Origin of the sequence: uncultured Acinetobacter sp., assembly GCF_947626835.1 — a bacterium.
Classification (GTDB): Bacteria; Pseudomonadota; Gammaproteobacteria; order Pseudomonadales; family Moraxellaceae; genus Acinetobacter.
In genome coordinates this window covers 71,633-93,961 of sequence record NZ_CANQTS010000001.1, presented here as the reverse complement: position 1 = coordinate 93,961, position 22,329 = coordinate 71,633, and the positions used below count along the sequence as shown (strand labels likewise).

Below are 22,329 nucleotides of genomic sequence, written 5' to 3'. Positions count from 1 at the left end.
TAAGGATACTCCAGCATGGAACTTCGTCATTTACGTTATTTTGTGACTGTGGCTGAAGCACAAAGTTTTACCCAAGCTGCAAAAAAATTGTTTACCACGCAACCGTCTTTAAGTCAGCAAATTAAAGACTTAGAACAAGAAGTGGGGGTGCAACTGCTTGACCGCTCAGCGCGCTTGATTCAACTTACTGCTGAAGGACAGGCTTTTTTAAGCTATGCTCAAGCCGCTTTAGACAATGCACAGCTTGCTATACAAGCCGCGCGTCAAGTTGCACAACAACGTGAGCAGCATATTCATATTGGGTTTTTAAATGTCGCTGAAATTAAATTACTGCCTACTTTACTGCATAAGCTCAAACAACATTTGCCTAACCTACAATTACATATTCAAAGTTTAACCTGTTTAGAACAAATTCAAGCTTTAAAAAATGCTACGCTTGACTTGGCCTTTACCCGCTATCAGTTACAAGATCCCCAATACAGCAATATTTTGGTGCTTGAAGAGCCGATGTATTTGGTGGCGTCCAGAAAATTATATTCAAGCTTGCAGCCCATATCTGCACAAGATTTAAAACAACAGACCTTAATTGTCTGTGAGCAAAATGCCTCTCCTGTATTGTATGAAAAAATCCAACAGCATTTTGATTTTGAGCACATGCCACACCAACAACTGATGTGGGTGACCAATGTGTTGCAGCACATTAATTTAATTAATATGGGTTTTGGTTTTAGTTTTTTACCGCATTATGCGTTAAAGTTTTTAAATCCTGATATTGTGCAAGTTGCCACTCAATTTGCCTTACCGCAATTGGCACTGTATGCCAACTACCGTAAGGACTTGACCCATCCTGCTTTAGATTTTATTTTAGCTGAACTGGATAGTTGTTAACGGGCAGGCATATGCAACTGAATAAATTCAAGAATTTGCTGTTTGCTCAATGAAATCACATTGGAGTGACCGCCACCTTTAACTTCCTCCCATTCTACTTGGGTACCATAAGCTGTTAACTGTGCAGCAAGTTGCTGAGTGACTTCATACGGCACGGCTGCATCTGATGTGCCCTGTACAATCATCACTGGTTTGGCAATATAACGTGTTGCCGGTTGATTGGTAGCCAAAAACTCAGCGATTTCTGGATTTTCATCAAAATTTTGAATAAGTGCAGGATAATCTAAAACGGTTTTATCTGGATTTTCAGCGACATATTGCAAAATATCCTCTGCAAAGCGTACTCTTAACTCATCCAAACATAAACCATTGTCACCTGTGGTGCCTAAAGCTGCATCTACAATCGGTTGAGAGCGGCTTTCAAACACGGTTTTATAATCAAAGTCTGGATCATAAGCTTGAATACCTGTGGTGACATAGGCAGCAAAGGACAACAAATCTGCATATCCTGCCGCTGCGGTTCCAGCAGGCAAAGCACCTAAACTTTCACCGAGCAACACGGTATTTAATAGCTCAGGCGCCACATATTTAATAATAAAATCTAAACTTGATGCGGGTGCGGCGGCAACTGCCCCCAAATAATTTGGATCGGTTTGTGCGTATTCAGCAATCGCTAAAGAAGCATGTCCACCTTGTGAGTGTCCTACACTCATCCATGCACCTTGCGCTTGCCCTGCATAACGCTCTTGATAGGCTTTTTGGGCATAAATGGCGGTATTTGCCGCACTCTTACTATGTAAATAAGGATGGATGCCTTTTTCACCTAAACCTTCATAATCAGGTGCAACAATGACGTAACCTGCGTTTAACAGCACCTCAGCCAAGACTTTAAAATCCGGATGTAAATGATTTTTACTTGGTGCACACTGATCACCACTGCCGACTGTCCCCTGTTTCCATACCACGACACGCCAACCATCTTTAGGCTGAGGCGTTTTTGGCATTAAAACTAAAGCTGCACTGGTGATAGTTTGCCCTTGTACATTGGGCATGCTGTACTTCATCACATCAATACGGCTTGCAGCATCTAGGCTATCTTGGCTGTACGGGCTTTGGCTGATATACGTGCTATAAGTGTTGCTGACGTTGTTCTTGTCATCATCATTACAAGCAGTTAAAAATAATACACTGCTACAGGCAAGTGCAACTAGCGATTTCTTCCATGCTGACATTCGGTGTTTCCTCATTGGTCTTGTTGTTATGCTTAAGTAATTAAGCATAAAAAAAAGCATCTGACTAGGATGCTTTTTGAAGCTTACAATAAACTAAGGAAAATCCCTAAAAACAAGATCATACCCACCCAACGATTATGTCGAAATGCCCAAAAGCACATGCCGGCTTTTTTGTCTTTGGTTTTGTACCATTGATAGATAAAATCCACTGCAATCATCACTAAGGCAAGCAAGCCAAAGGGCCAAAGTAAACCTTCACGATACAGTGCCCAACCAAACAAACCCACAGCCAAGGCTTGTAACAGGCTAATGATCTCAATGTCATAAGATCCAAATAAAATAGCGGTTGATTTGACCCCAATCTTTAAATCGTCATCGCGATCGGTAATGGCATATTGGGTATCATAAGCCACGGTCCACGCCAAATTACCAAAATACAAAAGCCAACAGGTTAAATCTGGAGTTTGCCCCACGGCGGTATAAGACATTGGAATCGCCCACGAAAAAGCAGCGCCCAAGACCACTTGTGGCAAATGCGTGTAGCGTTTCATAAACGGATAAATAAAGGCTAAGCCTAAAGCACCAAAAGACCAATAAAAAGTTTCAAGCGGTAAAAATAGCAACATGGCTGCACTGGCCAATACCAAGCCCATAAACACATAAATGGCTTCACGCGCTCGAATCACCCCTGTCGCTAAAGGCCGGGTTTTAGTACGCTCCACTGCACCATCAACTTTACGATCGGCAAAGTCATTAATCGCACAACCTGCGGCACGCATAAACACCGTACCTAAGATCATGGGGATTAATACCTGTAGGCTTGGTGTGCCTGAATGGGCAATCCATAATGCCCACATCATGGGCCAAAATACTAATTCCGTGCCAATCGGTTTATCAAAACGGCACAGATGATAATAAGCACGAAGACGCTCGCCCCATGTGGTTGCTACGGCCATGTGTATTCCTTAACGCGTGTGCAAGAAGGTCTCAAATTCAGTTAAAAAGGTTTCTTGCACAATAAATTGACAATTGTGCCAAGTATAGCAGCTCTGGCGCGTCCAACCATCTGGCAAGTGCAATACACGGCGCTGACACTTGGGCGTTGCACGTTGAAACAAAAACCAACCGATGGGTTTTTTGCCTAAATGCTGAAAAATCCGTGCTTTTTTTTGTAAGCTTAAAATCGGAAAAATACTTTTAGCTTTAACCCAAGGCTGTTCACTTGCACCATACAAATACACTTCACGTACCCAAGCGGTATGTTGATGTGGCATGTTCATCCATTTGGCATCTTGAAAACTTAAACGCTGAAAATGTTCATGCAGTGGTTCAACCTGAAATTGTCCGCCTGCCAATTGAGTCAATTGCTTGGTTAAAGAGCCTTGTGCATATAACCATTCATGTAAATGCTCGGGAATCTGTTTGGATGTATGTCTCACCATGCTCTTAATCCTTAAGCATTGTCAGTTTTAGCAATCACTTCAAATTTACCCTGTGGGGTTTTAATTAAAATCAACCCTTCTGCACTTAAATAAAACTTTTCTGGATAAGCATAAGGCAATGCCAATTCAGGATGTTTAAGCTCAACAAATTGAACTTCTTTATAACCTTCAACAGTACGAGCAACTTCTAAGTAAACCACTTCAGAGAAGTTAAGTTTAAAGCCTTTGCCATGATCACTAGGATCAATCCAAGGAAAGAAGCCGGTATGTTTTTTACGTGGTTTAGCCATAATGCTCAAGATACACTGTATTGATTAGTCATAGTTTGATGATATAAAAAAACCCGCGGCATGCGCGGGTTTTTTTCACTTTTAACGCTAAAAAAGCATTACAAGCTGTAGTACATATCAAATTCAACTGGGTGAGTTGTTGTATTTAAACGACGAACTTCTTCAGTTTTAAGCTCGATATAGGCATCAAGCATTTCTTTAGTGAATACGCCACCTTTAAGTAGGTAGTCATGATCTGCTTCAAGCGCTTCTAATGCCATATCAAGGCTGTGCGCCACTGTTGGGATTTTCGCTTCTTCTTCTGGTGGAAGATCGTACAAGTTCTTGTCAGATGCTTCGCCCGGATGAATCTTGTTTTGAATACCATCAATACCCGCCATCAACAATGCTGCAAAACCTAAGTACGGGTTCATCATTGGATCAGGGAAACGTGCTTCAATACGCTTGCCTTTCGGGCTAGATACGTAAGGAATACGAATTGATGCAGAACGGTTACGCGCTGAGTAAGCCAACATAATCGGTGCTTCGTAATGCGGAACTAAACGCTTGTACGAGTTGGTCGACGGGTTAGTAATTGCGTTTAATGAACGCGCATGCTTGATAATACCGCCAATGAAGTAAAGCGCCATTTCTGACAGACCTGCATACTCATCGCCTGCGAATAAGTTTTTGCCGTCTTTAGAAATTGAGATATGCACGTGCATACCAGAACCGTTATCGCCAACCATTGGTTTAGGCATAAAGGTTGCAGTTTTTGCATATTGGTGTGCGACGTTCCACACCGCATATTTAAACTGTTGAACTTCATCAGCTTTACGTACCATAGTATTAAAGCTTACACCAATTTCTAATTGGCAAGATGCCACTTCATGGTGATGTACTTCAACGCGACCAGGACCCATAATTTCTTCAATTTTGGCACACATATCAGCACGCATGTCTTGTGAAGAATCTACAGGTGGTACTGGGAAGTAACCGCCTTTTACGCGTGGACGGTGACCTGAGTTACCCGCTTCATAGTCTTTGCCTGTAGACCAAGCTGCTTCTTCAGCGATTAATGTATGGCGCGCGCCAGACATATCGATGTCCCATTTTACTTCATCAAAGACAAAGAATTCTGGTTCTGGACCAAAGAATGCAGTATCACCGATACCTGTAGATTTTAGGTATTCTTCAGCACGACGAGCAATCGAGCGTGGGTCACGTTCATAACCTTGACCTGTTGAAGGTTCAATCACGTCACAAGTCACAACAACTGTAGGCTCAGCAAAGAACGGGTCGATAAAACCTGTATCTGCATCTGGACGTAAAATCATGTCTGATGCTTCGATGCCTTTCCAGCCAGCGATTGACGAACCGTCAAACATTTTACCGTCTTCGAAAGTATCTTCATCAATACTGTCTGCTGGGTAAGTGACATGTTGCTCTTTACCCTTAGTATCCGTAAAGCGGAAATCGACCCATTTTGCGCCACTTTCTTCGATGAGTTGAAGGACCTTGTTCGCCATGCTCATTTTGCTCCGATGATTTTTGGTTGCACTCGACCGTGCGTGTTAGTAGTTGGCTGTTGTAAAGCAATTCCCATACCAACTTTTAAAAGCTAAGCTAAAACGTTGAAATCTTTGTCAGAATACGCGATTAAAGCCAATTTCTCTGTTGCTATTATACTGTTTGGCAAGGGAAATGCACCACATTCAAACATGCTTGAGTGCTTTTCCTGTCAAACAACCGAACCACGCCCTATAATAGTGCATTAGGGGCTAAAACTCAGCTAGAGATGTGCAGTTTTTAAACAAAAATCAGCAATATTTGCAGCATTGCTGAACAACTAATTCAAATTGAAAAGCTTTTTAAAAAAGCAAAGCGCTTAATTGCTCAAAACATCAGCAAATTCTTAGCCTAAAGTGCTATTTACCTCCAATTTAGTCAATTTTTATTGTTGTTTTCTTTAGGAAAAAATCAATCTATTTGGGTTTTTAATAGCTTTTTTAGATGCTTGCATTCCAATTGAACCGAGCACAAAAGCAGTGCATGTTCATTTAAGGGCTGCTTTTAGATCAAAGTGCTTATTGCAGCAGTATCATGCTTAAGCATTTAACTTAACTCAGACGTGCTGAGCCAACATTGAGGGATTTAAGGATACATATCAGCCTTTTAAAGGCTTTTCAATTGAAGCGCTTGATGTTAGCGAAATAATTGCGCAGAAAATGTTTTTTTTTTGCTATCATGCCCATCGACTTATTTTTACACATATGTTTATCAATAGAGCATGTGTGATTTTAAGTTGTGCATTCTTAGGATAACCTCGCACAGTTAAGTGCATAATTTTTCAATAGGTTAAGCTCATGCTTTTAATGATCGACAACTATGACTCCTTTACTTACAACATCGTACAATATTTTGGCGAGTTAAATCAGCAAGTAAAAGTAGTCCGTAATGATGCCGTGACATTGGAAGATATTGAGCGATGGCAACCGAAGTATTTGGTGATTGGACCGGGACCTTGCTCACCAAGTGAAGCAGGTATTTCAATTGCTGCCATTCAACACTTTGCCGGTAAAATTCCTGTGCTTGGGGTATGTCTGGGCCATCAAAGTATTGGTCAAGCCTTTGGCGGCAATGTAGTACGTGCCAAACGGGTCATGCATGGTCGTTTATCCGACATGTACCATTCAGATACTGGAATTTTCAGCAACTTACCCTCACCGTTTGCTGCAACGCGCTATCACTCTTTGGTGATTGATCAAGCTACCTTGCCTGAATGTTTGGAAGTGACCTGTTGGACCAATGAAGCCGATGGTGGCATAGAAGAAATTATGGGTGTTAAACATAAGACATTGGCTGTTGAAGGCGTGCAGTTTCACCCAGAATCAATCTTAAGTGAACATGGTCATCAGATCTTTAAAAACTTCCTTGAAAATTATGCTTAAAAACGCTAGAGCCAATTCATGAATATTCAACAAGCCTTAAATAATATTACCAAAAACATTCACTTAACTGATGCTCAAATGCAAGACGTGATGCGTAGCATTATGTCGGGTGAAGCCACAGATGCCCAAATTGGCGCATTTATGATGGGCTTACGCTTAAAAGGCGAAAGCATTGAAGAAATCACTGCAGCTGCACGGGTCATGCGTGAATTTGCCATTAAAATTGATGTCTCTGATCTTAATTATTTGGTTGATATTGTCGGCACTGGCGGTGACGGACAAAACTTATTTAATGTCTCAACTGCAGCCAGTTTTGTGATTAGCGCAGCAGGTGCAACCATTGCCAAACACGGCGGACGTGGTGTATCAGGTAAATCAGGCTCATCAGATTTATTAGAACAAGCAGGCATTCAGCTTGATCTGAATATGCAACAAACCGAGCGTTGTATTCGTGAGTTAGGCGTGGGTTTCTTGTTTGCACCAAATCATCATCAAGCGATGAAATATGCAACTGGTCCACGTAAAGAATTGGGCTTCCGTAGCATTTTCAACTTGCTTGGACCTTTAACCAACCCCGCTGGGGTAAAACGCTTTGTGATTGGGGTGTTTTCACAAGAATTGTGCCGTCCTATGGCAGAAGTTCTGATGAACTTGGGTGCAGAACACGTCATGGTGGTCCACTCACACGATGGTTTAGATGAAATTAGCTTAGCTTCTAAAACCTATGTGGCTGAACTTAAAAATGGTCAAATCACCGAATGGACCATCATGCCTGAAGATGTTGATATTGAATCACAAACTTTAAGTGGTTTAAGTATTGATAGCCCCGCCGACAGCTTAAAACTGATTAAAGATGCCTTAGGCAAAAAGAAATCGGCGATTGGTGAAAAAGCTGCCAACATGGTGGCCTTAAACGCAGGTGCTGGTCTTTATGTATCAGGCTTATGTAGCAGCTATAAAGAAGGTGTGGCCTTTGCCCACGATATTATTTATGGCGGTCAAGCCTTAGAAAAAATGGGCATCTTGGTTGAATTTAGCAAAACTTTAAAAGAATACGACGTTTAACAGGATTTAAACCATGATTGATATTGCCAATACCATTTTAGGTAAAATTATTGACCGCAAACATGACGAGTTTAAACTGCGTTTAAAGCAAAAAAGTTTGTATGATGTTGAACAATTGGCGCAAGCTGCAACACCCGTGCGTGGTTTTGCTGATGCTTTAACTACAAAGCGCCCTGCGGTGATTGCCGAAATTAAAAAGGCCTCGCCTTCTAAAGGCATTATTCGTGCAGACTTTAATCCAGCTGAAATTGCCGAACAATATGAGCAAGCCGGCGCGGCATGTTTATCGGTACTCACCGATGTGGATTTTTTCCAAGGTCATGACGACAATATTCAAATTGCCCGTCGTCATTGCAGCTTACCTGCCTTACGTAAAGATTTTTTAATTAATCCGTATGGTGTGATTGAAGCCCGTGCTTTACATGCCGACTGTATTTTATTGATTGTGGCCTGTTTATCTGATCAACAATTAGAAGAAATGTCAAAAACCGCTTTTGAGCACAATTTAGATGTGTTGGTTGAAGTACATGACGAAGCAGAGCTTGAACGTGCGTTAAAACTCTCTGAGCGTTGTTTGTTGGGTGTCAATAACCGTAATTTAAAAACTTTTGAAGTGGATTTAACAACTTCGTTACGTTTGAAAAACCTACTCGCTCCAAAGCGTCTTTTAGTTACAGAAAGTGGGATTGCCACCCCTGCCGATGTTGCAATGATGCAAGCCAACGATATTCACGCGTTCTTGGTGGGCGAGAGCTTTATGAAACAGCCGCGCCCTGATCAAGCTTTTCGTGAATTATTTGGTGAACCACAAAACATCTAAGCAGCTTTTAAAGAATAAAAGGGTGAATTGATGTCGCCCTTTTTTTATGGGTTACATCTCCTCACTATTTGATGATTACTTGATTGCAGTATGCTCAATAAAACGTATAAAAAAAATAATGAGGCATAACAACAATGATTACTCCATATAACCGCCTTTGGTCACTTGCTTTGCCTTGGCTCAGCCTTGGTATTGTGTTGCTGTATTTTATGCTTCCTCAATTGCTAGGTATTGTCATTTTATTATCAATCGGCTTAATGGCCAGTGTCATCTGTGCAGTACATCATGCTGAAGTGATTGCACATAAGGTCGGTGAGCCGTTTGGCACTTTAGTGCTTGTGCGCTATCGGTCACGATTATTGAAGTGGCTTTAATTGTATCTATGATGCTATCAGGGGGCGAGGCAACGATGGGCTTAGCACGCGATACCATCTTTGCGGCCATTATGATTATCTTAAACGGTATTATTGGTTTAAGTTTACTGGTCGGGGGACGTAAACACCAAATTCAAGGTTTTAATCTGGAAGGTGTGACAGCAGCTTTAGGCACAATGACCATTATTATTGTCATTGCCTTGATTGTACCCAATTATGTTGCAAACAGTAGTGGCATTTACAACCCAACCCAGCTGTTGTTTATGGCGTTTATTACTTTGGTGTTGTTTGCAGCATTTACAGCATTTCAGACCATTGGTCATCGGGAGTACTTTTTACCGGTGATCTTAAATGATAAGCCCTCAGTAGATGTCACCAGCTTAGCACCACCGAGCCTCAAAACCACCTGGATCAGTGTGGCAAGTTTACTGGTGTCTTTAATTGCCGTGGTGTTAAGTGCCAAAGCCATTTCACCTACGCTTGAAAAACTTTTAGAGCATGTAGGTGCACCTGTGGCGACTTTAGGGATTTTAATTGCCGCGATTGTATTGCTGCCTGAATTTGGTGCGGCCATGCGTGCAGCCAAAGCTGATAAATTACAATCAAGTTTAAATCTTGCCATTGGCTCTGCGATTGCAAGTATTGGTTTGACGATTCCTGCCGTGGCTATTTTGGCCGTGATCATGCAGTAGCCCTTAGAATTAGGGCTTGATGCAAAATCCTCTGTGCTGTTGGTACTGTCTTTATTTATTGTGTCGCATTCCTTGCGCACTGGAAATACCACCATGTTACCGGGTGTATTACACATTTGTTTATTTGCCATTTACTTGTTTTTAAGTTTCGTACCATAACAATTCGCGCAACACCAGCAGAGGATTGCTGTACACATCACCACTTATTCAGCTTATAATGCGCACTGTGTACGCAACTCCTTTGTAAAATTATGAGTAAACGAGATTCTTCGTTGTCTAAAGACCAGTACAACTTATTAAACGCATTTAAAAAGCAAATCAGCAATCCACATGCAGCGGTTAAAATGCCCGAACCTCAGGTTGAAGTTGACCCAATTGCTGAAGAGATGGCGCTATTTGCCAAAGAAATGCGTGGTGTACAAAAGCTTGAGGCCAGTAATCGTGCCCAAGTTCGCGTGGCTGCTCAAAAAAAGCTCGATGCACAAACCTTAGCCAAGCGTGCCGCTGCCATGGGACCGATGCAAACCGATGATGCTTTGCTCTCAGATACGGTTGCAACCTTAAATCCTGTGGGTAGCCAAGCCAATTTAAGTTATCGTATTGCCACTTTGCAGCATAAAGTATTTGAAGATTTAAAAGCCGGCAATTTACGTTGGTTTGAAGCCGTCGATTTACATGGCTGTACCGTAGAGCAAGCCCGTGTTGCTGTGCTACAAATCATTCAAATTGCCAAAGATGAAAATCAAAACGTGATTAAAATTGTGCATGGCAAAGGCCCAGATGCCATTTTAAAAACCTATGTGAATGGTTGGTTACGTCAACATCGTGATGTGTTGGCATTTGTCAGTGCACCTGAAAAACAAGGTGGGACTGGGGCCGTTTTAGTGTTATTAAAACGCTCAGAAAAAAACCCAAAGTTTAATCAGTAATCGTATTCTTTTTTAAAGGCAGGCATTTGCGCAGATTTCTGTTACAATGCCGGCCTTGTTCAATATCAGTGTAAGTGAACACGTCTTATGTCTATGCAGCAATCCTACGCAAACATCCTAACTGCCGTTGGTGAAGATTTAGATCGCCCAGGTCTTAAAGATACACCTGTGCGTGCTGCTAAAGCTTTTTCGTATTTAACGTCTGGTTATAGCAAAACATTAGAAGAAGTGACCAACAATGCGGTCTTCCCTTCTGATAACCGCGAAATGGTGTTAGTGAAAAACATTGAATTTTATTCATTGTGTGAACACCATTTATTGCCATTTTATGGCCGTGTGCATATTGCTTATTTACCAGAAGGTCATGTTTTAGGTTTATCTAAATTTGCCCGTATTACCGAAATGTTTGCGCGTCGTTTACAAATCCAAGAAAACCTCACCCAGCAAATTGCCGAAGCGGTGGCTGAAGTGACTGGTGCGCGTGGTGTTGCTGTCGTCATTGACTCAGCACATATGTGTATGATGATGCGTGGCGTAGGTAAACAAGAATCGACCACACGTACCGTATCTTTTACTGGTGATTTTAAAACCAATAAAGATGAGCGTCGTGAGTTTTTATCTGCGGTGCCAGAAAGTTATTAATCAAATCAGCCTCAACTTGTTTGAGGCTTTTTTATAGGATGACAGCATGACTCAACTGTATATTGCCGGCCAAGGACCTGCTACAAGTGATACAACGCTTGACTATCCACGGCCTGATCGTTTGGTTCACGGTAACCCGAAGCGCCTCACCCAAAGTTTATATGAACATCCCAACATGAATGCCGGCATTTGGCAATGTGAAGTCGGGGCGTGGAACATTGTCTTTGCCGCTAATAAACAAGAATTTTTTCATGTTCTTGAAGGTATAGTCCGCATCCATGATGCTCACGCTCAAAGCTTTATAGAAGTTAAAGCAGGCGATGCAGGTGTGATTCCACCGGGTTTTGTGGGAACCTTTGAGGTCGTTGCCGCTGTTAAAAAATATTTTGTGGTTGTTGATTCTTAAATTCAACCTGCCGAATGGCAGGTTTTTTTCAATTAAAATAACTTCACATCCCCTCTACATATCGCTACACAAGCGTGCCGATATTTATCCTACAGTAACAGTGATCTTTCACCACAGAGGATAAAGTCATCATGGCAGAAAGCGCAAAAAAAACTGAAAAGAAAGCCTCCACTGCTAAAGCGAAAAGCACTGAGGAAAAAGTGAAAAAAACCAATACCCCTAAAAAAGCAGAGGAAGCCAAAGCTAAGACTGCTAAAAAACCTGTAAAAAAAACCGCTAAAGCAAAAGATGCCGACAACAAAGCCAAAACGGAGGTTAAAAAAACCGCCAAGAGCAAAAAGGCAGATACTGAAGGCAAAGTCACTAAAAAAGCAACGCCTGCTAAGAAACCAAGCAAGGCCAAAACCAGCAATAAAAGCTCTACAACAAAAGAGAAAAAAACCACCACCAAGAAAGCCAAATAACCCACATAATAAAGCCCCATAATTGGGGCTTTATTGCATAAGGAACTGTCGATGTCCAATCTACCTATTCCACGTCGTGCCGCTCGTGTGCAATCTAATAGCTTTGACTATAGTTTAGATTTTAAAAAGATTAATTTTCGCCTACGACCTGAGCTGTATCGTATTGGACGCGGTGAACAAGGCGTGTTATTAGTCGAACCGTATAAATCGGAGATTTTGCCACATTGGCGCTTTGCCGATGTAGAAAAAGCCACACAAAGCAGTGAAAAAATTTATCAACTTTTTTTAGATTATTTAGCACAACACGATTTTGTCGGCGCAGATATGGCGCGCAAATTTTTGCAAATGGGATATACCCGTGCACGGCGTTATGCCAATCATCAAGGTGGTAAAAAATACAAAGGTCCGGTACCTGAGGACAAAAAAGGCTTAAGTGGTGCACATGGCCGTGAGGAGTTACCACGCAGTCCAGAAGATCCAATTAAAGCCCAAGCTGCTGCTATCTTTAAACAAAAATGGGATCAAGCTAAAAAACATCCCGACTACCTCAGCCAAAAACAGCAGTTTTTAGATGGACTTAAAAATACTGCACAAAACTAAAACTAAGTTTGTCCCAATCTTGATTGTCTTGGGTTTGGTATTCATAGCCCACACGAATAGCTTGATGCTGTTGCCAACTGTATTGTAACTCGCCTTTGGTTTTCAACTGCCACTGATCTACATCATCCCAAAAAGGCAATTCCACTTGCAGCACACTATTGATCTGATCCGACCATCGACTTTGACAGCCCATGGTTGGACCAATACCGGTACGCCAACCTAAATCTAAAGCTTTACCGGCTTGAAATTGATTTTGTAACTGTCCATAGCATAAATGCTGTTGTTGACCGAATAAAGCACTGTAACCTAGCTGCGTTTTAAGGTTGATCACCCCATGTTGTTGCCACTCACTAAATTGCCCCGTTGCATCTAGTGCTTCTTGCTGCCATTGCAAATTAAAGCCCCAACTAATATCACTTTTAAAGGCGGTGATCGGGGCGTAGGTATTGACACTTAATATATTGAGCTCACTGAGCTTGAGTCGATCATCACGATACTGCAACGTGCCATCTAACACTTGCAACTGTGTACCCAAGCGAAATCCGGCCTGTGGGTCAATTAAATCGTGGTAGGCATGACGATGTGAAATTTCCACCACCTCATCGCCTTGCACCCGAGCCAACGTAACCTTCAGGTTTTTGGCGGCATGACTTTGACTTGGGTCGGCTTTAGGTGGCATTGGCTCACTGCGCTGTTGCACCAGATCAAGTTGGCTTCTGAGCACCAAAAGATGGCGTAATTTAGGTTGTGCTTGCTCAGCTTGCACTTGACGACCGGTGAGTTGTAAATATAAGGCGTCATAGGCCATCTCAAGCACTTTAGCTTGCTCATCTGCTGATAAGGGCTGTAACAATTGTTCAAATTTTTCTTTAGGTTGCCCAATTAAAGTTTGTGCCGTTACCGCTAGAGCTTGACCATGTTGCTTGGCTTGACTATTCAGCTGAGTTTCCAAAGCCGGACGGTAATGGGTGTCTTTAACTAAACCGTTTGCCTGAATTGCTTTTAAGGTTTCAATCGGCATGGCGACGTGTTTAAAAGCCTGTTGTAATTTTAATTCAGGTCTGACTAAATCAATTAAACCCAATAAACGATAAGCACAATTGTCTGAAATAAAATAATAAGGAAAACTCACCTGTTGCATTTCCCACAGATGTTGCACCATAAATTGTACTTCTTCAGGGCGCAAATCTAACTCATACTCCCATAGATCGCGACTTTCAAAGTCGCCATATTCTTTTACCTTACGATAATAAGGCAAAATCGAATATTCACCCGGATACTGCCCCGTAAGCCCCTTCCATGCAAATGCCAAATCGTGTCCTGAGGTGACGGTTGCGGCATAATTAACGGCATAAGAGCTTAGATTTAACTCGTGCTGCTGATCGGGATCAATACGCAATAAGGTATGTCCAAACATTGAGCTTGGATTGCCCATAAAATCTGTGGCATAAATCAAAGTGGCACGATGCGGTTGAATCTCCTGCCACCATTTATCAAATTTTGGACAGCTAACCTGCGGCAATTGCTCAACATCAATGTTTAGGCTACGTATCAGCCATTGACTACGCGCAGGAAAGCGACAACGTACTGATTCATCCGCTTGGGTTTTTTCAAACAATGCTTGAATATGGGCATTTAATTCATGTTGAGACTGATGTTGACCTTGAGGGGTTAAAAAGAAATGTTTTGCTGCAACGTCACTTTGACCCTCTATGCGATAGGTTAACTGCTGCCAAGTCGGCTGTTGATGTAAACTAAGTTGTTGGGCACGCTCAAGATAAGCGGTTTGCGCCCATGTGGTCGCAGGAAAGAATAAACTAAAAGCTAAAAGACAAGAAAAACGTGGCACAGCGCTGGATGCTCTTTTTATTATGAATTGAAAAACAGCCCTGCCCGTAGGCAGAGCTGATAGCATGGCTTAAACGTAGGCTTTTAAGACGTCGTCTTTGGCCATCACTTGTTGTAATGATGCAAGTACTTCAAGGGTGTTGTCTGAAGCATAAATATTTTTAAAGTTGGCTTTAGATACTGCAAAGAAACGCGCTTTATCTTGTGATTTAATCTGTAGCAATTCAGCCAAAACATTTAAGTTTTCACCTTGACCTACCGCCATATCACGCGCTAAATTTTCAGCATTTTCATTGGTAAAAGTCACGACTTTGGCAGTAACAGTCCCTGTACCATTACAGCCTAATGTACCAAATGTAATACCAAATAACTGATTAAGGAAAAGACCATTGGTGGTCGCTGCCAAAATTTTTGGTGCTTTACCAGATTGCCCTGCCCACACTTGTGAACCAATACCACAGCCTGCATCGCTATCTGCAAATGCCGCAGCAGAACCAAGTGCCAATACACAACCTAAAGCGATTTTTTTTAACATAGGATGATCTCCAAATTATTGTGATGTTGTTCTAGTTATGTTGTATAAAGTTGTTTTATACAGACCTAAAATAACCAGATCATCTTAAAAACACAAAGCATTTTTGATATTTTTAAAATAAAAAAGCGGGCAATCCCCGCTTAATGTAAATGCCAATCGCCATTGTCACGGCGTTTCCCTAAAATTTTAAGTACCAACACCAAACTTAACAGCAACAATAAATACCACGAACCCAGTTTACCCCACCCAACCATATGCCATGCGTCGATTTGACTCGGATACAACCAAATTTGATAAAAGGTACTAATGTTTTCTGCAATCCAAATTAAAAAAGCCAACAGCCATAATATCGGTAACATGGGTATTGTCAGCTGATGATGGGTTAAGCGAAAACAAATTTTAGTCGACCAAAACATCCATGTGCTCCATGCAAAGAGCGCATAGCGAATATCGGGCACAAAGAATTTACTCATAAAATTGATATACGACAATACCGCCAACATCAGCATATGACTAAATTTGGGTAAGGCACTCAAAGTTACGCTATATAAACGCAAAGAGCGCGCAAAAAAACTGCCCACTGCCGAATACATAAAGCCAGCAAACAGCGGCACTGTCATGATTTTAAAAATAGCGGGCTGCGGGTAATGCCATGAAGCAATTAAAGGATGGGTCAAAAATATCTCCATTACCATCGCCATGAGGTGAAACAGCGCAATCACCTTGGCTTCTGCCCAGGATTCTAGCTTTAAATACAACAAGCAAATTTGTATCAGCAAAGCATATAGCAGCAAATAATCGTAACGAAATAAGCCTAAAAACAGATCGCTTCCCATGGGTGCAGTCACTGCAAAGGCAATCAGCAATAAAATACCAAATAAGGCAACCGAAGCTGCCTTATAGGAAAATTCTATGCTGGATTTAACAATATTCAGCACAATCAAACCTTATAAATATTTAGCGCTGTATTCATGCACAGTATCAATAAACGCTTTAGGATGCTCAGGATTGACCCATTGGGTAATACCATGTCCTAAGTTAGCAATGTAACCGGTTTTTTCACCACCAGCATAAGCATCATCCAGCATGGCTTTGGTGGCCTGTGCAATCGCACTTGGGCTGGCATATAAAGTCGATGGATCTAAATTGCCTTGTAAGGCAGCACGACCTGCGACCGTTTGGCGGGCCACTTGTAAATTGGTGGTCCAATCTAAACCAAAAGCGTCTGCACCTGTGGCAATCATTGGCTCTAGCCACTGTCCACCACCTTTGGTGAATAAAATCACCGGAATACGACGTCCATCTTTTTCACGTTGTAAACCTGCAACAATCTTTTGCATGTAGTTAAGCGAAAATTCAAGATATTCACGATGTGCCAATGCACCACCCCAACTGTCAAAAATCTGCACTGCTTGCGCACCGGCATCAATTTGAGCATTAAGGTAATCGGTCACGGCCACCGCTAAACGATCTAACAGTGCATGTAAGACTTCTGGTTGTGAATACAACATATGTTTGGTAAAGCGAAAATCTTTACTAGAACCGCCTTCAACCATATAGGTCGCCAACGTCCAAGGACTGCCTGAAAAGCCAATCAAAGGCACTTGACCGCCTAAAGCTGAGCGAATGGTAGAAACTGCATTCATCACGTAATCTAAGTCAGATTTGGCATTAAAGCTGGGTAAGTTTGCTACGTCTTGCTCGGTACGTACGGTTTTACGAAACTTCGGGCCTTCACCCGCTTCAAAGTACAAACCTAAGCCAAGCGCATCGGGTACAGTTAAAATATCAGAGAATAAAATCGCTGCATCTAAATCATAACGACGCAAAGGCTGTAAAGTCACTTCACAAGCAAAATCATTATTTTTGCAAAGAGACAGGAAATCACCCGCTGTGGCACGTGTTTCACGATACTCAGGCAGATAACGACCTGCTTGGCGCATCATCCATACAGGGGTGGTATCTACAGGCTCACGTAATAAGGCACGTAGAAAACGATCGTTCTTTAAGGTCGTCATTACTTTCCTATCTTCATTTATAGTCTGATCTGCATCATAGCAAAAAGCCTTTAAATTGAATAACCTCTTCTGCCTTAAAAAAAGCGATTAGCTAGAGTGGAAAAAATTATGCAGACACAAAACAACTACTGCAAAAACAGCTCTTTTCTGTAATACTTGTACCGTTACTATGAATGTAAATAAATAATTTTAAGGTTGAATTACATGTTCGTTCGCACAGTGCTCGCAATGAGCTTAAGTTGCATGTTTGCTGGTACGGCCTTTGCCGCAGCAACTGCTGAACAACCCTTAGAGCCACAAGTGGTGTCAATGGCAGAGCAAGCTCAAGTGACTGCTGTGGCTGACCCGATTGATCCGCTTGCCACCAGCGCTTCATCTGCTGCAATTAGCCCCCAAGAACAACAAGATTTAAATCAAGCCACCAGAACGCTTGATGATTTACAACGTGCTGAAAATACCACTGCCGATGTAGGTGTTGCAGCATCAGAGGCAACTACACAGCCAGCAACACAAGCGGTAAAAGCCTCTTGGACACTCGATGGCTTAAATAATGCCACATGGTATGACAATATTGGTAAAGGTCAATTTCCAGTTTATGCGCGTGCCCACGTAATGCTGAGCAACTCATATGCATCACCTGGTGCAATTGATGGCACCAGCGGTAAAAACACCTTAAAAGCCATTTCTACGTTCCAACAAATTAATGGTTTAAAACCCACAGGTGAACTGACCCAAGAAACATGGGATACCTTAGTGGCTAAACAAGGTTCGCGTCCTGCTTTTGTTGAATACACCATTACACAAGCCGACAGCAAAGTGCCGATGGTCAAGTCAATCCCGCGTGACTATGCCTTACAAGCGAAAATGCCGGGTTTGTATTACACCAGCATGAGTGAGATGTTGGCAGAAAAATTCCATATGGATGAAGGCTTTTTAAAACAGCTGAATCCAAAAACCAGCTTTAAAGTTGGTGATAAAATTCTGGTGGCCAATGTCAGCAACAAATTACCAGAAGATATTCATTTAATCGTGGCACATAAAGGTGCTAAACAACTGTATTTATTTAACAGCCGTAATCAAATGATTGGCTCGTTCCCCGCCAGTATTGGTAGCACCAATACCCCATCACCAACCGGTACTTATAAAATTACCGGTGTAGCACGTAACCCACATTATAGCTATTCACCATCAAACTTTGTTCAAGGCAACAACTTAAAACCGTTGTCTTTACCACCAGGTCCAAATGGTCCCGTGGGTAATATTTGGATCGGTCTAAGCAAAAAATCCTTTGGTATTCACGGTACACCAAGCCCATCGATGATTTCTAAATCATACTCGCATGGCTGTATTCGTTTAACCAATTGGGATGCCAATAATTTAGGTGGCAAGGTTAAATCCGGTGTTACAGTTAAGTTTTTAGAATAATCCCCAAAAAGCTCGCGCAAGCGGGCTTTTTTAATATCTTCATTGTTGCAATTATAGAACAAAGTGTCACTTATAAAGTGTTTATCTTTATTTTGACACTTTATAAAATAACTTCTAATGAAACAAGAATATGAGACAGCACACATGAATGCTTATCTACACCGTAGTGAAGACCGTGGACATGTCAATTTAGGTTGGCTCAACAGTAAACACAGTTTTTCTTTTGGTAATTGGTACAACCCTAAATATATGGGCGTGAGTACTTTACGGGTGATTAATGATGACCATATTGCCGGTCAGCAAGGTTTTGGTACCCATCCGCATGACAATATGGAAATTTTAACTTGTGTGTTAAAAGGCACTATCTCGCATCAAGACAGCATGGGCAATAAAGGTGACATTAAAGCCGGTGAATGGCAGTTAATGAGTGCTGGTAGCGGTATTCAACACAGCGAAATGAATCAATACGATGAACAGGTGCATTTATTACAAATTTGGATTCATAGCAATGAACGTGATGCCGTACCGACCTATCAGCAAATTGCTTGTGATGTACGAGAAACGCCAAATCAGTGGCATGTGATTGCAGGTCCAAAAGATAATGCACAGATGCATTTAAGACAGCAAGCTGAAGTAAAGTCTGCTTTTTTACAGCAAGATCATCGCTTAGACGTGCAAAGCGTGCATGGTTTAAACTATGTACATGTCATTGATGGTGCGGTAGAGATTGGGGAACATTTGGTCAAAGCCGGTGATGCTTTATTGTTCCGTGATGTTGCCCAAATTAAAGCACTCAATGATGCGCAAATGATTTGGTTTGATTTAACTGATAATGCTTGAAAAAAGGCCCGCATTTGCGGGCTTTTTTATAGCGCTTACTATGGTTTTTGCCCATATTGATCTGCCATCACTTCAATCAGTTGTTCAGGCTTGATATAGGTTTGAATGACACGGTGTAAGTCTTGGGTGGTGAGTTTTGCAAATGCTTGGTCACGCGCAGCACGACTTTGCATGGTTTCGTTATATTGCAGCTGATTGGTCAGCATACGATGAATGTTACGTTCATCTTCTAAATTGGTCACACGACGCTTTAAGAGTGCGGCTTTGGCTTCTTCTAACTCTTGTTCGGTCACGCCTTTGTCAATCAAGACTTGCAGCACTTGCTGTACCGCTTGCGACACCTGCTGAGATTTGCCAGCTGAGTAATTGGCTGAAATACTCAAAGCACCCGATTTCACATCCCGATGGGTAGTTAAACGACTGCTAAAACCATAGACCAAACCATTTTTCTCACGTAGCTCTTTGGCCAAACGTGACGATAGCTGTGAACCACCTAAAATATGATTGAGGACGCTCAGTGCAGGCGCATCGTGATCTTCACTGCTGACCGGCAGCGTCAGTAGTGCCGTATAACTGCCAAATTCACGCGGTTCTGCAAACACATGATGTTGTCGTGCTGGATAAGCTTTATAGGTAGGTAAAATGCGCTCGAATTGTGTTGTTCCGGGCCAATTCCCTAACTCTTTTTGCAAAACATTAAGCATGAGTGGCGCTTTAAAGTCACCCGTGACTGCCACTTGTGCATGCTTTAAATTAAAAAACTGTTGGTAAAAAGCTTGAATATCGGCATTAGTGGCACGTTTTAAATCAGCTTTGCTTAACTCAGGATCAAAACGATATAAAAAATCTCCCGGTTGATACTGCTCTAAAATTTCTGCCAATTTAAAGCCCATGACTGTGTCAGGTTCGGTATAAGGGCGATCTAATGCGGCTAAGGTTTGATTGCGAATCAACTCAAATTCTTTGTCTTCAAATTTAGGCTGTTTTAAATTATCTAAGATAAATTTAAAGTATTCCGCAAAATGCTCTTTTTTGGCAGATACTTGAATAGTAAAGCTGTTGGTGCTGCTTGACACTTGAGCATTACCACTAACCCGAATAGATTCATCAATCAGTTGCTGACGTTCATATTGCTCTGAGCCACGCAGTACCAAATAAGCCGTTAATCCCACCAATTCACGGCGCTTAAACAAACTCTCATTACTACCAAAATCAATTGAAATGGTGGCATAGGTTTTATCATCTCGCGTGGTGGTTGGAAACAGCGCGTATTTCACGCCATTGTCTAAAGTGCCACGTTGAATTTTTTGCTCAACTTGCTGTAGCTTAGTTTTAGCACTTTTCACATAGCTTTTGACTTCAGTTTGATAGCTCTTGACCTCTTTAAACGCGGGTACAACCACACTTTGCTGATCTAAGGTTTTACTTGGCGCTGCTGTAGCGAGTGTAGCCGCTTTTTTGTCTTGTTCAGGGGTAGGTTCAACCGTGGCACTAATACGATATTGTGGGTTTAAAAATTGCTGTAAAGTGTGGTTAATTTTTGCTGCATCTAATCGTTGCAAACGCTCATGGTCGCTAAAATAGGCTTGCCATTGCCCCTCACGATTGACCACATAATGCGTTAAAATACTCATCATACTGGCTGAACTTTTCAGCGCATTTTCCATGCCATTTTTTTGCATGTTTTGAATGCGTGTGACTTCGGCAGGGCTAAAATTGGGCTTAGAGATTTCCACTTGCTCAATTAAAGCATCATTAATGGCTTTGGCATCATGTTGGGGTGAATACACTGCGGCCATGACTGCAATATTACGCTCTTGATCGGAGGCATCCAATGCCATCACACCTGTGGCAATGCCTGACTCCACCAAAGGCACATACAGCTTACCTGTCGGCTCCAAACTGTATAAATAAGGGGCAAAGGTCATCGCATCGGTTAACGCCGAGTGTTTAGGCTGCATATAAAAGTTAAGCTTTAAATAATCACTGCCTTTGGCCACATGAAATTGGCGTTGCTTTAATTGACTGATATCAAATTCAGTTTTGGCAGTCGCTTGAGGTAGTGTACGCTGAGCAATCGCACTAAACTCACGATCAATCTGTTTTAAAACGGAAGTTTTATCAAATTTACCCGTCATCACCAATACAGCATTATTGGGTGCATACCATTTTTGATAATAATCTTGTAAATCTTGAAGTTGAATTGACTCAAGCTCGTGCACATCGCCAATCGGTAAACGGCCTAAATGTTGATTACCATAGGCAGCTTTAACCATTTGATCCATCAGTACCGACATCGGTTGATCTAAACGTACTTCGCGCTCACGTTTAACAATATCGATTTCACCGCTAATTAAATCGGCTTTTAAATCCAGCGCATGCATACGCTGTGCTTCTAAATGCAAGATTTCATTAATGGCTTTTTGTTCTGCCCGCACCACATTGCTATATTGAGTAGAATAATAACTGGTACTGGCATTATTAGATAAAGTGTATTGACTTAAACGACGTTGAAACTCGTCACCAAAGATCGCTTTGGTGCCTTTATTGAAAGCCAAATGTTCAAGCAAATGTGCTAAACCACCTTTGCCCTGTGGGTCATTTAATGAGCCTGTTAAGTAAATGGTATTGATATAAGTACGGCTTTCTTTGGGATTATTGGCAAGAATAATGCGCATGCCATTTTTAAGTTGATATTCTTCGATGTTATGCGCTGAATGTAGCAAAATGGGTGTTGCCCCAACCGTCATACTGCCTGCCATCAACCATAAACACAGCGATAGTTTTTGAACACGCATTAACATAATAAAGACCTAAGCATTATAAACATGAATTGTGATACTTGAGTTAAATAAAAAGTAATGATAATTATTCACAATTACAAGGCTT

Annotated in this window: 23 protein-coding genes; 13 read left to right on the top strand and 10 right to left on the bottom strand. The window is 41.7% G+C overall.

The window, feature by feature from the left end:
- Positions 1-15: 15 nt before the first annotated feature.
- The gene (locus Q0Z55_RS00475) at positions 16-888 is read left to right on the top strand and encodes a LysR substrate-binding domain-containing protein (RefSeq protein WP_297422656.1); all 873 of its coding nucleotides are present in this window, start codon (positions 16-18) and stop codon (positions 886-888) included.
- Here Q0Z55_RS00475 and Q0Z55_RS00470 read toward each other — a convergent pair.
- From Q0Z55_RS00470 to glnA, 5 genes are all read right to left on the bottom strand, one after another.
- Positions 885-2,120, bottom strand: coding sequence for a lipase family protein (locus tag Q0Z55_RS00470; RefSeq protein ID WP_297422653.1), 1,236 nt, complete (start codon positions 2,118-2,120; stop codon positions 885-887). The two genes, Q0Z55_RS00475 and Q0Z55_RS00470, sit on opposite strands and share 4 nt — an antisense overlap.
- An 83-nt stretch (positions 2,121-2,203) precedes the next feature.
- Positions 2,204-3,076 carry a 4-hydroxybenzoate octaprenyltransferase gene (gene ubiA / locus Q0Z55_RS00465; protein ID WP_297422650.1) on the bottom strand — a complete coding sequence of 291 codons (873 nt, stop codon included), beginning with the start codon at positions 3,074-3,076 and terminating at the stop codon, positions 2,204-2,206.
- Positions 3,077-3,085: 9 nt separating this feature from the next.
- Positions 3,086-3,562 (bottom strand): chorismate lyase, encoded by a 477-nt coding sequence (locus Q0Z55_RS00460; RefSeq protein ID WP_297422646.1) that lies wholly within the window; start codon positions 3,560-3,562, stop codon positions 3,086-3,088.
- Positions 3,563-3,573: 11 nt separating this feature from the next.
- On the bottom strand, positions 3,574-3,852 hold the full coding sequence (locus Q0Z55_RS00455; RefSeq protein WP_297422643.1) for a hypothetical protein: 279 nt from the start codon (positions 3,850-3,852) through the stop codon (positions 3,574-3,576).
- A gap of 98 nt (positions 3,853-3,950) precedes the next feature.
- Complete coding sequence (gene glnA, locus Q0Z55_RS00450; RefSeq protein ID WP_297422640.1) at positions 3,951-5,366, bottom strand: type I glutamate--ammonia ligase; 1,416 nt, start codon at positions 5,364-5,366, stop codon at positions 3,951-3,953.
- 831 nt (positions 5,367-6,197) lie between these two features.
- Between glnA and Q0Z55_RS00445 the strand changes: the two genes are divergently transcribed.
- The 10 genes from Q0Z55_RS00445 to Q0Z55_RS00400 all read left to right on the top strand — a co-directional run bounded on the left by Q0Z55_RS00445 (position 6,198) and on the right by Q0Z55_RS00400 (position 12,774).
- A complete protein-coding gene (locus Q0Z55_RS00445; protein ID WP_297422637.1) occupies positions 6,198-6,782 on the top strand; it encodes an aminodeoxychorismate/anthranilate synthase component II in 585 nt (194 codons plus the stop codon).
- Between the two features lie 18 nt (positions 6,783-6,800).
- Positions 6,801-7,847 (top strand): anthranilate phosphoribosyltransferase, encoded by a 1,047-nt coding sequence (gene trpD, locus Q0Z55_RS00440; RefSeq protein ID WP_297422634.1) that lies wholly within the window; start codon positions 6,801-6,803, stop codon positions 7,845-7,847.
- Positions 7,848-7,860: 13 nt separating this feature from the next.
- Positions 7,861-8,667, top strand: a complete 807-nt coding sequence (trpC, locus tag Q0Z55_RS00435) for an indole-3-glycerol phosphate synthase TrpC (RefSeq protein WP_297422631.1) — start codon at positions 7,861-7,863, stop codon at positions 8,665-8,667.
- 134 nt (positions 8,668-8,801) lie between these two features.
- Positions 8,802-9,041: a hypothetical protein gene (locus Q0Z55_RS00430; RefSeq protein ID WP_297422628.1), complete on the top strand. Its 240-nt coding sequence runs from the start codon at positions 8,802-8,804 to the stop codon at positions 9,039-9,041.
- Positions 9,032-9,733: a hypothetical protein gene (locus tag Q0Z55_RS00425; protein ID WP_297422625.1), complete on the top strand. Its 702-nt coding sequence runs from the start codon at positions 9,032-9,034 to the stop codon at positions 9,731-9,733. The genes Q0Z55_RS00430 and Q0Z55_RS00425 overlap by 10 nt, the downstream gene beginning before the upstream one ends.
- A gap of 251 nt (positions 9,734-9,984) precedes the next feature.
- A complete protein-coding gene (locus Q0Z55_RS00420) occupies positions 9,985-10,662 on the top strand; it encodes a Smr/MutS family protein (protein WP_297422622.1) in 678 nt (225 codons plus the stop codon).
- Positions 10,663-10,755: 93 nt separating this feature from the next.
- Positions 10,756-11,304, top strand: a complete 549-nt coding sequence (folE, locus tag Q0Z55_RS00415) for a GTP cyclohydrolase I FolE (RefSeq protein WP_297422620.1) — start codon at positions 10,756-10,758, stop codon at positions 11,302-11,304.
- Between the two features lie 46 nt (positions 11,305-11,350).
- A complete protein-coding gene (locus tag Q0Z55_RS00410) occupies positions 11,351-11,710 on the top strand; it encodes a cupin domain-containing protein (protein ID WP_297422617.1) in 360 nt (119 codons plus the stop codon).
- Positions 11,711-11,841: 131 nt separating this feature from the next.
- Entirely contained in the window at positions 11,842-12,174 is a 333-nt protein-coding gene (locus tag Q0Z55_RS00405; RefSeq protein ID WP_297422614.1) for a hypothetical protein, read from the top strand.
- A 51-nt stretch (positions 12,175-12,225) separates the two neighbouring features.
- Positions 12,226-12,774 (top strand): DUF4385 domain-containing protein, encoded by a 549-nt coding sequence (locus Q0Z55_RS00400; protein ID WP_297422612.1) that lies wholly within the window; start codon positions 12,226-12,228, stop codon positions 12,772-12,774.
- Here Q0Z55_RS00400 and Q0Z55_RS00395 read toward each other — a convergent pair.
- The 4 genes from Q0Z55_RS00395 to hemE form a co-directional block, all read right to left on the bottom strand.
- On the bottom strand, positions 12,752-14,623 hold the full coding sequence (locus Q0Z55_RS00395; protein WP_297422610.1) for a DUF4105 domain-containing protein: 1,872 nt from the start codon (positions 14,621-14,623) through the stop codon (positions 12,752-12,754). The two genes, Q0Z55_RS00400 and Q0Z55_RS00395, sit on opposite strands and share 23 nt — an antisense overlap.
- 69 nt (positions 14,624-14,692) lie before the next feature.
- Positions 14,693-15,157, bottom strand: a complete 465-nt coding sequence (locus Q0Z55_RS00390) for a DUF3015 family protein (protein ID WP_297422608.1) — start codon at positions 15,155-15,157, stop codon at positions 14,693-14,695.
- A 140-nt stretch (positions 15,158-15,297) separates the two neighbouring features.
- Complete coding sequence (locus Q0Z55_RS00385; protein WP_297422604.1) at positions 15,298-16,095, bottom strand: DUF817 family protein; 798 nt, start codon at positions 16,093-16,095, stop codon at positions 15,298-15,300.
- Positions 16,096-16,104: 9 nt separating this feature from the next.
- Positions 16,105-17,175, bottom strand: a complete 1,071-nt coding sequence (hemE, locus tag Q0Z55_RS00380; RefSeq protein ID WP_297422601.1) for a uroporphyrinogen decarboxylase — start codon at positions 17,173-17,175, stop codon at positions 16,105-16,107.
- Positions 17,176-17,379: 204 nt separating this feature from the next.
- Between hemE and Q0Z55_RS00375 the strand changes: the two genes are divergently transcribed.
- Positions 17,380-18,600: a L,D-transpeptidase family protein gene (locus tag Q0Z55_RS00375; RefSeq protein ID WP_297422597.1), complete on the top strand. Its 1,221-nt coding sequence runs from the start codon at positions 17,380-17,382 to the stop codon at positions 18,598-18,600.
- A gap of 144 nt (positions 18,601-18,744) precedes the next feature.
- Positions 18,745-19,440 (top strand): pirin family protein, encoded by a 696-nt coding sequence (locus Q0Z55_RS00370; protein ID WP_297422595.1) that lies wholly within the window; start codon positions 18,745-18,747, stop codon positions 19,438-19,440.
- 38 nt (positions 19,441-19,478) lie between these two features.
- Here the strand turns inward: Q0Z55_RS00370 and Q0Z55_RS00365 are convergent, their stop codons facing one another.
- A complete protein-coding gene (locus Q0Z55_RS00365; RefSeq protein WP_297422593.1) occupies positions 19,479-22,244 on the bottom strand; it encodes a pitrilysin family protein in 2,766 nt (921 codons plus the stop codon).
- Positions 22,245-22,329 lie beyond the last annotated feature (85 nt).